Genomic DNA, 13,069 nt, shown 5'->3' on the forward strand with positions numbered 1-13,069 from the left:
GAGACCCGCGCGCAGTGCAACACTGTGTCGACACCTGGGGGCCAGCAATGAACCAACATACCACCGTCGACGATGCCATCGTTGACTCAGTAAGGCAGTGGCTGACGACCATGGTCGTTGGCTTGAACCTTTGCCCCTTCGCCAAACGCGAACTGGTGAAGAACCGCATCCGCTTCAGCGTGACGAAAGCCTCCAGCGAGTCAGAGCTCCTGCATGCGCTCAAGGATGAGCTGATGCTGCTTGACGAAGACGAGAGCATTGAGACTACCTTGTTGATTCATCCCCATGTGCTCGCTGACTTCCGCGAATACAACGACTTTCTTGCCGAAGCTGACGGCTTGCTCGATCTCCTTGATCGGGAAGGCATCTATCAAGTGGCCAGTTTCCACCCCGATTACCAGTTCGGCGGCACCCACCCGGACGACGCCGAGAACTATACCAATCGCTCGCCAGTGCAGATGTTGCACATTCTTCGTGAAGACAGCCTGGAAAAGGCGATCGACGAATATCCTGATGTTGAGGGCATTCCGGAGCGGAACATTGCGTTGATGAACGAGATGGGTGTGGAACGCTTGAAGGCATTGTTGGGCTTGGGTAGATAGTCAGATAATCGATTCCAACTTTCGCCAGCCCCGATTCTATCGATGACCACTGCAACGGAGAACTCAGTGTCTTTGAAGAAATACCTGCTTCGCTTCACGGTCGCCTATGTGGTGCTGCTGATCGCAATAGCCATAGTGCTCGGCTATTTCGAGCGTGAGTCGAACACCGGCGCCAACATGGGGGCCCTGATGGGTGCGGCCTTGTTGGCTGTGAGCAAATTCATCAGTGATCACAAACGACCGCCCGATGCCAGAGAAAAACGAATACTGGTCATGAGCTCGTTTCTGGCCTCGCTCGTTGTGTCCGTGGCCCTGTTCATCCTGTCGGTGATGCTGGCGGGCGGGACGGCGACTCTTGAAAGCCTCAATAGCATCCCAACGACCATTCTTCTGGGTGTAATAGCCTTTGTCTGCCTCCTGAACCTTGTCGTGCTCTGGCTGGTATACGGTTACATGGCCCGCAAGCAATTCGAGGCGCTTCAGAAGAAGGGCAAAATCTGAGTGCTCGATTGGACCTGGGCGAGAAGCATTCCCTGCATGCCATTCGATGCCCTGCGTGCACTGTCCTCAGCGAACACACAACGGTGTTCGCCGCTGAATTTCGGCGTTATTCTCTCTCGAGGCTTTCGCCAACCCTCACGCAGTAGGCGGTAATTTCGCAGATGCGATCGTCTTTCAGGGTATACAGGTCGCAGAAGGCGTAGTGTTTTCCAGCGTCTTTCCCGGTGAAGGTGATGTCGCCGGTCAGCGCTGCGCTATCGCCGTCGACAATCAGACGTTCTATATTGATGTTTGCCTTGCTGTCACTGCAGTCCATAGACTTCAGCCAGTCAGCGAAGGCCGCCTTGCCTTCGACTGCTTCGTCGCTGTTGGCCATGCGAAACCGTATGTCATCGGTGACACTGGAGAGGATGGTATCGAGATCCGGTTGTGCCCAGGCGTTGTTGAATTCCCGAAGAAACTTTTTCACATCTTTCATGGGGCCTCCTGAAGGCTATGCTTGGTGTAGAAGTGTGACTTCACCTTATAGTCGTCCAGGGGAGCCACATATCGACAGCAGCCTCAAAAAAATATCGATCAGATCGACGTGGCACCCCCGTCCACAGGCAGCGCAACACCAGTCGTGAATGCAGCGCCTTCAGAGCAGAGGTACAACACAGCGGCAGCAATCTCACTGCTCTGTCCGATACGGCCTACCGGATGAATGGCTGCGGCGTAGGCAGCCTTTTTCGGATCCAGCTCTGCGGCACGGCGAAACATCTCGGTATCGATGACCCCGGGGCAGACTGCATTCACGCGGATGCCTTTCTTGCCATACTCGACCGCCGCGGATTTCGTAAATCCAATCACCGCATGCTTGCTGGCACTATAGATGCTCATCTTTGGCGCAGCGCCGAGGCCTGCGACAGAGGCCGTATTGACGATCACACCACCGCCCTGGGCCAACATGGCCTTGATCTCATGCCGCATGCAGTGCCAGACGCCTTTCACATTGATGTCCATGATGCGGTCGAAGGTGTCTTCGTCGCCATCGGCCAACTTGCCCTGCTCGAACTCGACACCAGCATTATTGAAGGCGAAGTCCAATCTGCCATAGGCTTCTAGCGTGCCAGTGATCAGCTGTTCGACTTGCTCACCCTGGCTGACATCGCAGGCAATGAAGATGGCTTTACCGCCGGTATTCCTGATAGCGCTGGCCGTTTCTTCACCGGCCTGCGCATTTACATCTGAAACGACGACTTGAGCGCCGTTGCGAGCGAATGCCTCTGCAGTTTCGCGCCCGATACCAGCTGCGCCGCCGGTTACCAACGCCACCTTGCCTTTGAATTGTTCTGTCATCTTGTTTTCCTGATTTTAGGGATGTCATTGGAAGCGTCCCACGGTCACGGCGTCTGTATATCCAGTTACCGAATGTGCCCAGGTCAACTTTAACCGCATTCGGGAGTATCCTAGCAGACAATATCATCGATAACGCAGCCAGTAGAGATTGGGTTTGGAAGAGAAACCATTAGTCACAGGGCAGGTCACTCCCGAAGAGGTCGAGGGCGTTCTGTCGTCGATTTCGCTGTCCAATACGCTGCAGAGGCCGGGTGCTAAAAAGCATGCGCTCATGACAGGAACTAAAAATCCCGCGACCCACCGGTTTTACCAGTCAGCTGGCTTCACGACTAGCAAGCAAGGCTATGAGATCCGGTTTAGGCAGGTATAACTTGGCCGGCTGAGGAGAAGTCCACCGGAGGGTTCAGCCTGACTATCCGAGTGCTCAGTCCGTTATCGGGGAGATAATGACCGAGCGTGACTGCCGCAGTGTTACGCTTTTGGTACGGCCCCGTAAGCTTCCAGAATATCATGAATCTCCATATTGGAGCCGCTTTGCATGCGCTGGTAGTGCCTGAGGGTTTGCTGCCGATACGCCTCGATAGCTTGACGCTTTTCGGCAGTGTCCGCCTGCCAGATGGCCTTGCCGACTTTGTGAATAGGCTCGCCTTCATCTGGATCGGAGGAGACCAGAAGAACTTCGTAGAAGCGCTGCCTGTCTTCAATCAGCACCTCGTCTTTCAGACTGAATGCCAGCCGGATCAGCTGCTCTCGCAGCGAAAACTGCTGTCGAACTGGGCAGAGGAGAAAGTCCATTTGGGTCTGAGGTATACGTTGATGAATGGCCTCGATGAACTGTCCGGTCAAAGCCCCACCCACGCCGGCAATGACGATGAGATGACGGCCTGGGTACTGCTGCAGCGGTAGCGCCCTGACATCGACGCAATGGGTCGTCCAGGCAGATATTGGCTGTGTGTCGAAGCGCTGAAGCTTATAGTCGAGGGCCTCTACCAGCTCCGGAACAATATCCACGAAGTGAATGTGGGGTGCCACGGCGCCCGACAGCAGGGCCGCCCCGAGCAGACCGTGATCGCAGCAGCAGTCCCAGATATGATCGTATCCCGGCGCCACCATGGCCTCGATTTGCCTCAGTCGTTTACCAAACCTCAAGTCAAAAATCCTTTTACAAGTCTGAATCTGATACTGTCGCCGCAATGGTCCATTAAAAATTCTTGACCCAAATTCGTTTGTACGAGGTCCGGGAGGAGACGGATGTTAAGGTATCGTAAGTGGCCGAAGTGGCTAAGTCATTGTTATCTTAGGGGTGTTGAATCGATACCAAAACCAAGGAGGTTAGTATGAAAGACTCAAATACGGATAAGGCAGAAGGTACTATCGATAAGATAAAAGGTAAGGCCAAAGAAGTTTTCGGCAAGGCAACTGATGACAAGGATACCGAAGCTGAAGGTAAGGCTGAAAATACCAAAGGTCATGCCAAAGAGACCAAAGGCAAGATGAAGGATACAGTGAAATCCGTTACCAGCTGATCCAGCCCGTCTCTACAGAAAGCAGCCGTCAGGCTGCTTTTTTTTCGTTTGCGGTTTCGGTTAGCTGATCTTTCCAACTCATTGCTGCGTTTTGCTGCTTGCTGTCTGCGCTGGCGAAGTTAAGATGCAGACTGCAGGATGACATACTCAGGAGAGAATGAATGCGTTCGTTGGAAAGCAAGATCGAAGCAGGTATTTTTGCGAGCCGCTGGCTCTTGGCGCCATTTTTCGTAGGCCTGATCGCGGCAATTCTCGTGTTGCTGGTGAAGTTCATGAAAGAGCTGGCCCTGCTGGTGATGAATGCCTGGACCGCCGATCAATACGAAGCTGTCATCTCAATTCTCACGCTGGTCGATACCGCCCTCATAGCCAGTCTTTTGCTGATTATTATCTTCAGTGGCTACGAAAACTTCGTGTCGAAGATTTCCGTAGGGGGGCATGAGGATCGTCCGGCCTGGATGGGGCGTGTGGGCTTCGCGGACCTGAAGCTGAAACTGATCGGTGCGATCGTGGCCATTTCGGCAGTAGAGCTCCTCAAGGCTTTTCTTGTCAGTGACCAATTCACGACAGAGCAGCTCGCATGGAAAGTCGGTATTCACTTCACTTTTGTCCTGTCCGGCGTGTTCTTCGCGCTGACTGACTGGATCTCCGAGTCCAGAAAGAAGGATCACTGACCAGAGGTTGAAGTGCCTGGTGGCCCGTCCGCATTAGCTCAGGCCTCCTTGAGACGCTCGTGGATATACGTCCTGAGCTGATGCAGATTTTGATCTTCATCATTGAAGCGGATGCGGGCAAGGTGATTCTTCACCGACAATATCCGGCCTCGCAAATCTGTAAAGCCGAATTGAAGTCGGACATCGTCTCCCTCGCGAATAGCTGCTTCAGAGGGCACTTTCGCCAGCGTACCCTTCTCTGACAGGTCCCTGATGTAGAGTGCTGTCTTGCTGCCACCGATCACACCCTCGATTTTCCGGCGAAAACGCAGTCTGGGGTTCTTGCGCTGAGGTTCGACTACGCGATGCCGCTCATGCTCAAGAAACAGATAGGACAGCAGGAAGGCGACCGCAAAACCCCTGAAGAAGCCGAACAGCAGGAAGGCCGCCACATTGATACCCGTAGTCTCCATTCCCCGAAACGACAGGTGTGTCAACAGTTGCAGCAAGCCCGTGATCAGGCCATACGCGATGGAGATTTGCACCGCCTTTACGATGACCTCTCGTGAGGTCTCATAATGCCGGTTACAGCTGGCGATGGTCACGGCCGAAAACAGGCCAAAGGAAATCGATAACCAGACGAAGGGCGGACTGAAGTTTTCACGAGCGAGCGTAAAGAATATGCCTGCGCCGAGTGTGCCGAACAGGAAGGCCAGAAGGTAGGCGATCCAGTTTCCCGGTCCCAGCTTCCTCGAGATGACCTCATTGAAAAAGATTCCGAACAGGGCAGCGATCACGTAGGAAGTCCACCCGCCCAGGGACCATCCTGTGATACGTTCGAGCTCAAACCAGCTCGCGGCCCCTGGTCGACCCGGCGGGCTGACGCCAGCCTCGTCAAAGGCCAGAAGACCTAGCGTTATGACGACTACGCACGCAGCAAGCATTCCGGCTATGGCAAGGATAAATGGCTGGTAGTCAGGTTCCTTATGGTCGAGATACTCGATGACGAGGCCGTACTGAAGTAGCATCGAATGACGTCGATTGCCATCCGGGTAATGCCGGACCGCATTTTTTGCCAGTATTTCAGTAAGGTCGTCCGTCAGGTTGTCGAGCTCCATCTGATACTCATGTAACTGTGTCCGGGAGGTGTCCGTCGAGACTCTGGGCAATATGGTGGCTAGTTCGGCCAGGCGTTTTTCGATGCGGGTCAGGTCCTCGATATCCGGCGTGGTCGGATGCAACAAATGATTGATGGCTGCCAGATACAGACTCTTGAGCAGTGCCTTACCTAACGGAGAAGTCTGCTGATCACCCTGACCGTCGACGACTGTCTGCCAGAAGATGCCATCACTATCGCCAGTGAATCTATCGATAATCGCTTGCATACGCTGGCCGTCGAGATTGATCTTCCAGAGGCTCGCAGAGAGACGAACCTTCAATTCGAGGGCATCTCGAGGAAGGCGTGCCAGTGAAAACAACGTGCTGCGCCAGCGCTCATCGACTTCGTTGATTCGTGGGACCGCCAGCAAGGCCGTCAGCATGATGAGAAATGCTGTGAATGAGCTGTTGCCCAGGATGTCGGTGAACTGCGACGGAATAGTCTGCGTGATGCTTGCCGAAATGGCCTCCGCGTTCTCCAGCTGGCTCAACGCAAAGGCAAACAGAACGAATGTACTCAGGTAAATGCTGCTGTAGAGAAAATATTTGCCCCGGCTGATGTACTCGGACGGCTTGCCGCTGAAACGTTCAGATTCGTTGCCAGGCCAACGGTTGAAGCGGGGCAGGATGACCAGAAACAGGATGACTGCGCTGGCGAGGATGTGAATAGCGACCATGGCACGGACCCTCCGTGGCCGGTCAGCTCATAGACCGACTCAATCTAATACTAGGCCTGTCAGACTGGAGTGAAAAGACTTAAATGGAATAAACCGCAGATAAAACGGTGCTAAGGCGATATTGGTACTGTCAGTCGAGGTATCTCTCAAGAATCGCATCGAAGTTGCCATCATTCTGCATATTTTCAAGCAGTTCCGAAAAGGCCTCCACGAATTCGGGCGAGGTGGTCTCTCGTGAAAAAGCGAAATAGGAAGGTGCATCAGCTACGATGAGGTCAGTTGGGCCGATGACCAAGCCGAGGCCAAGCGAGTTGAGCTCTGCACGGGCAGTGAGTTCATCTGCAATGACGCCATCAATCCGTCCCATCGCCAGCATTTTCCACAGCGATTCGCGTTCGTTGACGGCTACGAGCTGTTTCTCGAAACCAGCCCTCGTGCGCAGTCGTTCAAACTCACTGCTGTACGACACGCCGATCTGAACGCCGAGGCGATACTCACTGTCCTCAATATCGGCCAGTGCTCCCACTTGCCATCTGTCGAAAGCTGCTGTCTGTTGGAAGAGCCGATTAGGTGACTGGAAGTCTTTCGATGAAAATAGCGCAAAGGTATCTCTCTCTGCAGTTCGGAATGCGCCTCCCACCATATCGATCTTGCCTGCTTTCAATGCTTCGAGCGCACGAGCCCAGGGCATTTTGGTCAGTTCCAGGCTGCAGTCCATCTCGCTAAGAATCTCGCGCACGACATCGATATTGATTCCAATAGGGAGTGTAGGATGCGCTGCCGATATGAAGGAAAAAGGTGGGTCGTCATTCCAGCGAAGAATTTTGGTACAGGCGGTGGCTTTAGAGCTGAGCGTGATAAACAATGTCACAAGAACCAGTCTCTGCAGCATGGTCATCCTCTCAGAGTTACTACGGTGACAACAATTCTACAAGAGATAGCACCGTAAACCGCATTGATCAATGACTGTGATGGCTCAGCATGCCCATTTGTTTGTCGGCGCCGACAGCGCCACAACAGATCTCGCTGGATTCTACTCGGCGCCTTCTCTAGTATGACTTCGGGCATGGCTGCTTCAGTCATTGTAAAAGTTCGAAGCCAGAGGCGGGCGGGTTTGAAGGCAAGACGGCTCCACCAATTGACTGCCTGGCTGGCCCTGCTGTCCGTCCTGCTCATCTATTTAGCACCAATTCTGACGCAAACCCAGAATGCGCGCCGCGATCAGCCTGCGTCGCCTGCTTTATCCCACCTGCATCAATCCGATGATGCTCAGGATTCGACTGAACATCATTCGCATCATCATGACTTTGCTACCAGGCAGTCGGACTCACCAGCTTCGTCGCCTGCGACTGATCACGCCAAGCACAATGAGTGTGGGTACTGCGCACTTCTGACGACAACACCCCCGATTACGCCGCCGGATCTGTCAACTCACCGCCTTGAGCTGGCGTCGATGGGCTCCGGGACAGTCTCCTGGCTTTCCCTCCCGAAAAAAGCTCCGGTCTTTCCAGACTCACCCACCCGCGCTCCACCTGTCATGGCCTGAACCCGGACTACACCTTCTCAATTCAAGTTCAAGGATAGCCATGCTGAACCATAATCAAACCAGCGATAAAGGCTGGGAATACCCTCTGCTCGTTCGTCTGCACTTTTACGCCGGTCTGCTCGTCGGAACTTTTATTTTCATAGCAGCGCTTTCGGGCGCCTTGTTTGCACTGACACCCCAGATCGAAAACTGGCTCTACCAAACGGAACTGACAGCTGTGCAGGCGGGCGAACATCGTCCACTGGCGGCACAGGTAGAGGTCGCTCGCGAGGCTATTGGTGAACACGCTGTATTGTCAGCTGTTCGCCCCGCACCAGCGCCTGGCCAGACCACTCGCGTCATGTTCTCGGTAGATGGCCTCGCCCCTTCTGAACATCAGGCTATCTTTGTCGACCCGACAACATTGAAGGTCCGCGGTAGCCTCGCGGTCTACGGCACCAGTGGCACGCTACCTTTTCGTATATGGATCGACTATCTGCATCGGCAGCTTCATCTGGGTGAAGTTGGGCGCTACTACAGTGAATTGGCTGCCTCCTGGCTGTGGCTTGTCGCCCTGGGTGGCGTGTTGCTCTGGTGGCATCGACGTGGGCAGAATCGGGCGGCGAAAGCCGAAGGTGCTCGGGGTCGACTGCGGCGCTGGCACAGTACACTTGGCGTCATACTCTGTGTCGCCTTAGTATTTTTTTCTGTTACCGGCCTGACATGGTCGAAGTGGGCGGGTGCCAATATTGCCTCGCTCCGCGCCCAGTTGGATTGGAGCACACCGGGCCTGAGTACTTCCCTCAGTCCCGGCAATACTGGCTCCGAATTGTCTCATCATGAAGGTCATCACGCGGAGAGTCCGCGACTGACGATGCTGACCGATAGGCCCGCACTCTTCGATGAGATGCTCGCGCGAGCGCGATCGGCAGGCATCGATGCGGCGTTATTGGAAATCAGGCCAGCAGCCGATGCGGACAGTGCCTGGGTGGTCAAGGAGATCGATCGTCGCTGGCCTACACAGGTTGACGCTGTGGCTATCGACCCTCGAAGCATGACGGTCGTTGATAAGCAGGTGTTCGAAGAATTTCCCCTTGCCGCCAAGCTCACCCGCTGGGGCATCGACGCCCACATGGGTATTCTGTTTGGTTGGCCCAACCAGCTCTTTGTAGCCGCTTGTGCCTTGGCCTTATGCGTCCTCGTCGCACTGGGATACCGGATGTGGTGGCTTCGGCGACCTGCGCTGAACAGCCGTGTTTCGGCTGATCCAAAGCGGGTGATGACCCACCTGCGCAAGGCTTCGCCCATTGCCATGCTGGCCATGACGATAGTAGCGTTCATGCTCGGTATATTCGCGCCAGTTATGGGCGTTAGTCTCCTGATATTTCTCCTGATCGATGCCTGGCTTGGGCAGCGATCGATACCAACGCAGCCCGTGTTGATGGAATGATGTTCGAACCAAACACGGCATCATGCCGGTTCGTCTTTAGCATGCTCAGCTGTCGCTGCCTTGCAAATAGCCGAGCAGGGCTTCGTGAAAGCGTTCGGGTGCCTGGATCTGAGGTGAGTGACCGAGATCTTCGAAGCTGACCAGTGTGGCATTCGGTATTCGCTCCGCAGCATCCTGGCTGATCTGTGGATACTGCCCCAGGGTCTTCTGCTGCTCTGGCGATGCTGTAGCCTTGCCTACAGCGGTATTGTCCTGCTCACCTATCAACAGGAGGGTAGGCGGCTTCAGCTGGTCGAATTCGTATACCACGGGCTGGGTCAGAATCATGTCGTAGGTCAGCGCCGAGTTCCAGGCTACGGCTTCGCGGCCCTCGCCACGAAACATGCCCGCACGCATGTCTACCCAGCGATCAAACTCAGGGCGCCAGGTCCCCGCATAATAGGTGCTCTTCTGGTATTTTCGCATGCCCTCGGCAGAAGCATTTAGCTCACTTTCATACCAGCTGTCGATGCTTCTGTAAGGGACGCCCTTGGCAATCCAGTCTTCGAGTCCGATCGGATTGACGAGTATGAGCTGCTTGACCTGCTCCGGATTCAGGAGCGCATGTCGAGTCGCGAGCATGCCGCCCATGGAGTGTCCCATGACGCTGTGCCGCTCGATGCCAAGCGAACTCAGCAAAGCCGAGGTGTTTGCTGAGAGCTGGTGAAAGCTGAACTGATAGTGTTCAGGTTTGCTGGATTTGCAGAAGCCAATCTGATCTGGTGCGATGACCCGGTAACCGGCACCAGTCAGCGTCGTGATGGTGCTTTCCCAGGTGGCTGCACAGAAATTCTTGCCATGCAGAAGGACCACCGTTTCTCCATTGGGCTTCGCGGGTTTGATGTCCATGTAGGCCATCTCCAGCGTCTGGCCTTGCGAATCAAGCTCGAACTTTTTTACCGGATGAGGATAGTCGAAGCCTTCAAGTCTCGGCCCGTAGGCGGGCTCGTCAGCCGCCAGGGCGGGTAGAGCAGCAGCGAGTAACAGGGTATGAAGCAGGCGTTGCATGAAGACTGTTCTCCGAATGGGTATGTATGTCCAGCCTAGCAGGCACTGGTTCGTCAGGGCTATGCTTGTCGTCCTTGGAGCTGAGTGTAGTAGAGAGAAAATATCATGACTGAGGCAGTTCACAACCCACTGACCGAAGTTTACCGCGACGCGTGGCTGCTGGTAGTGCATAAGCCGGCTGGTTTGCTGGTGCATCGTAGCCCGATCGATCGGCATGAAACCGAATTTGCGCTGCAGTACGCCAGGTCGATGAACGATGGCGCGCATGTCTATCCTGTTCATCGTCTGGACAGGCCGACATCAGGATTGCTGGTATTCGCCCGTGACCCGCAAACGGCCAGTCAACTGGGGCAGAACTTGATGTCCGGCGCGGTTCAAAAGACCTATCTTGCCATGGTCAGGGGGTGGTGCCCCGAGAGCGGGATGATCGATCACCCGCTGCGAGAGGAGCCTGAGGACCGACGACGCAAGGCGGAACCGCAACCCATTCGCGAGGCGAGGACAAATTACCGACGGCTGGCGACAACGGAAATTCCAGTCGAAATTGAAGGCTATCCGATCAGTCGTTACAGTCTGGTCGAGCTACAGCCGGAGACCGGCCGCAAACACCAGCTCCGGAGGCACCTGAAGCATATCAACCACCCCATCATTGGCGATGCGAATCACGGACGGGGGCGTCACAATCGTTACTTTGCTGAGCGCTTCGGACAGAGCCGTCTCATGCTGGCGGCAACGCAGTTGATTTTCGAGCACCCGGTGACGCGAGAACGCTTGCATCTCAAGGCTGCCCCGGAAGCCAGCTTCCTTCAGGTGCTGTCTGTTTTTGACTGCAGCATTTGGCCTGGGCGAAGGGAATGACTCAAATGTCTCGGTCTGAGGATCGAAGCGTACATGACTGCGCCGTCATCATCCAACCGGCGCCGTAGCGCCGTAACCCACACTAACTTCTCATCCGATCTGCCGGCGCGCAGGTCGGACCCATAAAGGAATATCGATATGAACGAGAGAACCCTAGTGATAGGCAGCAGCGGCAATATAGGCAAGCTTCTGGTACCCATGCTGGCGAAAGCAGGCATTCCCACCGTCGCCATGGTGCGAGACAAGTCGAAGCTCGAAAGGCACGAAGGTATCGAGATTGTAGAAGCCGATCTCGAAAAGGATTTCGGGCATGTGTTCGAGGGTTGCAACAGGGTAGTATTCTGTGCCGGCTCGGGGCCGGATACCGGGCTCGACAAGACCTTTCTCGTCGACCTGTGGGGCGCAAGAAAAGCAGTGGCTCAGGCAAAGAAGCATGGAGTCGAACAGTTCGTCATGGTCAGTTCAATGGGTGCCGGCGACCCTGAGGCGGGCCCGCAAGCGATGCGTCCCTACCTCATCGCCAAGCACCTGGCTGATGAAGGTTTGATCCAGTCCGGTGTGCCTTATACGATACTGAGACCCGGTCAGCTGACCGACGTCGATGGCAGTGGTCGAATCACCACCACGGTCCCTGAACAGTCAGACGACCAGAAAGTACCGCGAGAAGATGTCGCGAGTGTGATTCTTGAGACCCTCAGGAAAGGCGCCCCTTTGAATGAGATTGTTGATATCTATCAGGGCGAAGAGGCCATCGAAAAAGCTATTGGCTGAAAATACTTTGATCCTTTCAATCGAGGGCATTGAAATCCACTTCCGTAGGCCTGGTGGCGCCAATATTGAACTGTTGAATCAGCACCTCGTAGGCGGGTTGCTTACGGAAGCTTCGGTAGGCCTGGGCAAACTGGTCCGCCTGGACTGAGTCCTTGTTCCGGGGAAAGGCGATATACATTTTAGTGGCAAGAAATGTCGAGTTTTCGAGCGCTTGCAGTTCATCCCGAAAGAGTGAGTTGACAGCGAGAGACAGCGCAGTGATCGAACCGAATACGGCATCGTATCGGTCGGTCTGAAGCATATTGAACAAACGTGACTGATTCACCGTGGCGGTATTGACGGAGTCACCTTTGTCTATCAGCGTCTGAATCCGTTCCCCCATGTAGTAGCCATCCGGAAAACCAATATGCCAGCGGTCGGCAAATGCTTCCAGCGGTTGATGGAACGTGATCTCGTCTGCGCGGGACTTCTTGATGTAGAGTGTGGCGCCATTGACATGTAGCAGATTGTCCGGAAGAAATTTGGCAAACGCCTCCCTTTCTGGACTGGCAGCCACATAGATAGCGGCGTCTACGCTATTGTTCTCAAGCTGTGAGATGACCCGTTTCCAGGGCAGGGCGATGAACGCGACATCCCATCCCAGGCTGGATGCGACAGCGCGCACCAACTCGATATGGAACCCGGTGAGGGTTTTGGACTGGTCCCGATACTCATACGGGCGATTGTCGGCATCTTCCAGAGCTACGAGAAATTTTTCTGCATTCGCCCAGGTAGCGCAGCAGCAGAATAGAATGAGTAGAACTCGTGGCATGGCGCCCTCGGGAAATCCGGGTAACGCGTGAATCGCGACCGTCTGCCAATTCCAGTGGCTGACTCTACAACGGGTCCATTGTTTCCTCTCCTCCAGCTTGAAAACTGTACCCGAGCAAAGGGGAGAGTGGTCGCGCTCGTACTGTCAGCAGA

The 13,069-nt window shown here is 54.8% G+C and carries 15 protein-coding genes; 8 read left to right on the plus strand and 7 right to left on the minus strand.

Going from position 1 to position 13,069, the window contains the following annotated elements; all coding sequences use genetic code 11:
• The first annotated feature begins 47 nt into the window (after positions 1-47).
• Both ABD735_RS06090 and ABD735_RS06095 read left to right on the plus strand, forming a co-directional pair.
• Complete coding sequence (locus ABD735_RS06090; protein ID WP_344804364.1) at positions 48-602, plus strand: DUF1415 domain-containing protein; 555 nt, start codon at positions 48-50, stop codon at positions 600-602.
• 66 nt (positions 603-668) lie between these two features.
• A complete protein-coding gene (locus ABD735_RS06095; RefSeq protein ID WP_344804366.1) occupies positions 669-1,103 on the plus strand; it encodes an ABZJ_00895 family protein in 435 nt (144 codons plus the stop codon).
• Positions 1,104-1,209: 106 nt separating this feature from the next.
• Here ABD735_RS06095 and ABD735_RS06100 read toward each other — a convergent pair whose 3' ends face one another.
• The 3 genes from ABD735_RS06100 to ABD735_RS06110 all read right to left on the minus strand — a co-directional run bounded on the left by ABD735_RS06100 (position 1,210) and on the right by ABD735_RS06110 (position 3,590).
• Entirely contained in the window at positions 1,210-1,581 is a 372-nt protein-coding gene (locus tag ABD735_RS06100) for a nuclear transport factor 2 family protein (RefSeq protein WP_344804368.1), read from the minus strand.
• Positions 1,582-1,679: 98 nt separating this feature from the next.
• Positions 1,680-2,441, minus strand: coding sequence for an SDR family oxidoreductase (locus tag ABD735_RS06105; RefSeq protein ID WP_344804370.1), 762 nt, complete (start codon positions 2,439-2,441; stop codon positions 1,680-1,682).
• 471 nt (positions 2,442-2,912) lie between these two features.
• A complete protein-coding gene (locus tag ABD735_RS06110) occupies positions 2,913-3,590 on the minus strand; it encodes a tRNA (adenine(22)-N(1))-methyltransferase (protein ID WP_344804372.1) in 678 nt (225 codons plus the stop codon).
• A gap of 188 nt (positions 3,591-3,778) precedes the next feature.
• On the opposite strand from ABD735_RS06110, the gene ABD735_RS06115 reads away from it, so the two are divergent.
• On the plus strand, positions 3,779-3,967 hold the full coding sequence (locus tag ABD735_RS06115; RefSeq protein ID WP_344804374.1) for a CsbD family protein: 189 nt from the start codon (positions 3,779-3,781) through the stop codon (positions 3,965-3,967).
• A gap of 161 nt (positions 3,968-4,128) precedes the next feature.
• On the plus strand, positions 4,129-4,641 hold the full coding sequence (locus ABD735_RS06120) for a TIGR00645 family protein (RefSeq protein WP_344804376.1): 513 nt from the start codon (positions 4,129-4,131) through the stop codon (positions 4,639-4,641).
• Positions 4,642-4,679: 38 nt separating this feature from the next.
• Here the strand turns inward: ABD735_RS06120 and ABD735_RS06125 are convergent, their stop codons facing one another.
• Entirely contained in the window at positions 4,680-6,455 is a 1,776-nt protein-coding gene (locus ABD735_RS06125) for a PilZ domain-containing protein (RefSeq protein WP_344804378.1), read from the minus strand.
• Between the two features lie 130 nt (positions 6,456-6,585).
• Positions 6,586-7,347, minus strand: a complete 762-nt coding sequence (locus ABD735_RS06130; protein WP_344804380.1) for a substrate-binding periplasmic protein — start codon at positions 7,345-7,347, stop codon at positions 6,586-6,588.
• 174 nt (positions 7,348-7,521) lie between these two features.
• Between ABD735_RS06130 and ABD735_RS20125 the strand changes: the two genes are divergently transcribed.
• Positions 7,522-8,001: a DUF2946 domain-containing protein gene (locus ABD735_RS20125; protein WP_425548579.1), complete on the plus strand. Its 480-nt coding sequence runs from the start codon at positions 7,522-7,524 to the stop codon at positions 7,999-8,001.
• A gap of 40 nt (positions 8,002-8,041) precedes the next feature.
• Entirely contained in the window at positions 8,042-9,430 is a 1,389-nt protein-coding gene (locus ABD735_RS06140) for a PepSY-associated TM helix domain-containing protein (RefSeq protein WP_344804384.1), read from the plus strand.
• Between the two features lie 45 nt (positions 9,431-9,475).
• Here the strand turns inward: ABD735_RS06140 and ABD735_RS06145 are convergent, their stop codons facing one another.
• Positions 9,476-10,477 (minus strand): alpha/beta fold hydrolase, encoded by a 1,002-nt coding sequence (locus ABD735_RS06145; RefSeq protein ID WP_344804386.1) that lies wholly within the window; start codon positions 10,475-10,477, stop codon positions 9,476-9,478.
• 105 nt (positions 10,478-10,582) lie between these two features.
• On the opposite strand from ABD735_RS06145, the gene ABD735_RS06150 reads away from it, so the two are divergent.
• Together ABD735_RS06150 and ABD735_RS06155 are read left to right on the plus strand one after the other, a co-directional pair.
• Positions 10,583-11,335, plus strand: a complete 753-nt coding sequence (locus tag ABD735_RS06150) for a pseudouridine synthase (RefSeq protein WP_344804388.1) — start codon at positions 10,583-10,585, stop codon at positions 11,333-11,335.
• 138 nt (positions 11,336-11,473) lie between these two features.
• Positions 11,474-12,106, plus strand: coding sequence for an SDR family oxidoreductase (locus ABD735_RS06155; RefSeq protein ID WP_344804390.1), 633 nt, complete (start codon positions 11,474-11,476; stop codon positions 12,104-12,106).
• A gap of 16 nt (positions 12,107-12,122) precedes the next feature.
• Here the strand turns inward: ABD735_RS06155 and ABD735_RS06160 are convergent, their stop codons facing one another.
• Entirely contained in the window at positions 12,123-12,917 is a 795-nt protein-coding gene (locus ABD735_RS06160; RefSeq protein ID WP_344804392.1) for a substrate-binding periplasmic protein, read from the minus strand.
• Between the last annotated feature and the right edge of the window lie 152 nt (positions 12,918-13,069).

Origin of the sequence: Allohahella marinimesophila, assembly GCF_039538005.1 — a bacterium.
Classification (GTDB): Bacteria; Pseudomonadota; Gammaproteobacteria; order Pseudomonadales; family Oleiphilaceae; genus Allohahella; species Allohahella marinimesophila.

What these genes read in the sequence shown, in the direction of transcription:
- ABD735_RS06090 (WP_344804364.1), top strand. Translation starts at nt 48, where the DNA reads ATGAACCAACATACCACCGTCGACGATGCCATCGTTGACTCAGTAAGG.
- ABD735_RS06100 (WP_344804368.1), bottom strand. Translation starts at nt 1,581, where the DNA reads ATGAAAGATGTGAAAAAGTTTCTTCGGGAATTCAACAACGCCTGGGCA.
- ABD735_RS06105 (WP_344804370.1), bottom strand. Translation starts at nt 2,441, where the DNA reads ATGACAGAACAATTCAAAGGCAAGGTGGCGTTGGTAACCGGCGGCGCA.
- ABD735_RS06115 (WP_344804374.1), top strand. Translation starts at nt 3,779, where the DNA reads ATGAAAGACTCAAATACGGATAAGGCAGAAGGTACTATCGATAAGATA.
- ABD735_RS06120 (WP_344804376.1), top strand. Translation starts at nt 4,129, where the DNA reads ATGCGTTCGTTGGAAAGCAAGATCGAAGCAGGTATTTTTGCGAGCCGC.
- ABD735_RS06125 (WP_344804378.1), bottom strand. Translation starts at nt 6,455, where the DNA reads ATGGTCGCTATTCACATCCTCGCCAGCGCAGTCATCCTGTTTCTGGTC.
- ABD735_RS06130 (WP_344804380.1), bottom strand. Translation starts at nt 7,347, where the DNA reads ATGCTGCAGAGACTGGTTCTTGTGACATTGTTTATCACGCTCAGCTCT.
- ABD735_RS20125 (WP_425548579.1), top strand. Translation starts at nt 7,522, where the DNA reads ATGGCTGCTTCAGTCATTGTAAAAGTTCGAAGCCAGAGGCGGGCGGGT.
- ABD735_RS06140 (WP_344804384.1), top strand. Translation starts at nt 8,042, where the DNA reads ATGCTGAACCATAATCAAACCAGCGATAAAGGCTGGGAATACCCTCTG.
- ABD735_RS06145 (WP_344804386.1), bottom strand. Translation starts at nt 10,477, where the DNA reads ATGCAACGCCTGCTTCATACCCTGTTACTCGCTGCTGCTCTACCCGCC.
- ABD735_RS06150 (WP_344804388.1), top strand. Translation starts at nt 10,583, where the DNA reads ATGACTGAGGCAGTTCACAACCCACTGACCGAAGTTTACCGCGACGCG.
- ABD735_RS06155 (WP_344804390.1), top strand. Translation starts at nt 11,474, where the DNA reads ATGAACGAGAGAACCCTAGTGATAGGCAGCAGCGGCAATATAGGCAAG.
- ABD735_RS06160 (WP_344804392.1), bottom strand. Translation starts at nt 12,917, where the DNA reads ATGCCACGAGTTCTACTCATTCTATTCTGCTGCTGCGCTACCTGGGCG.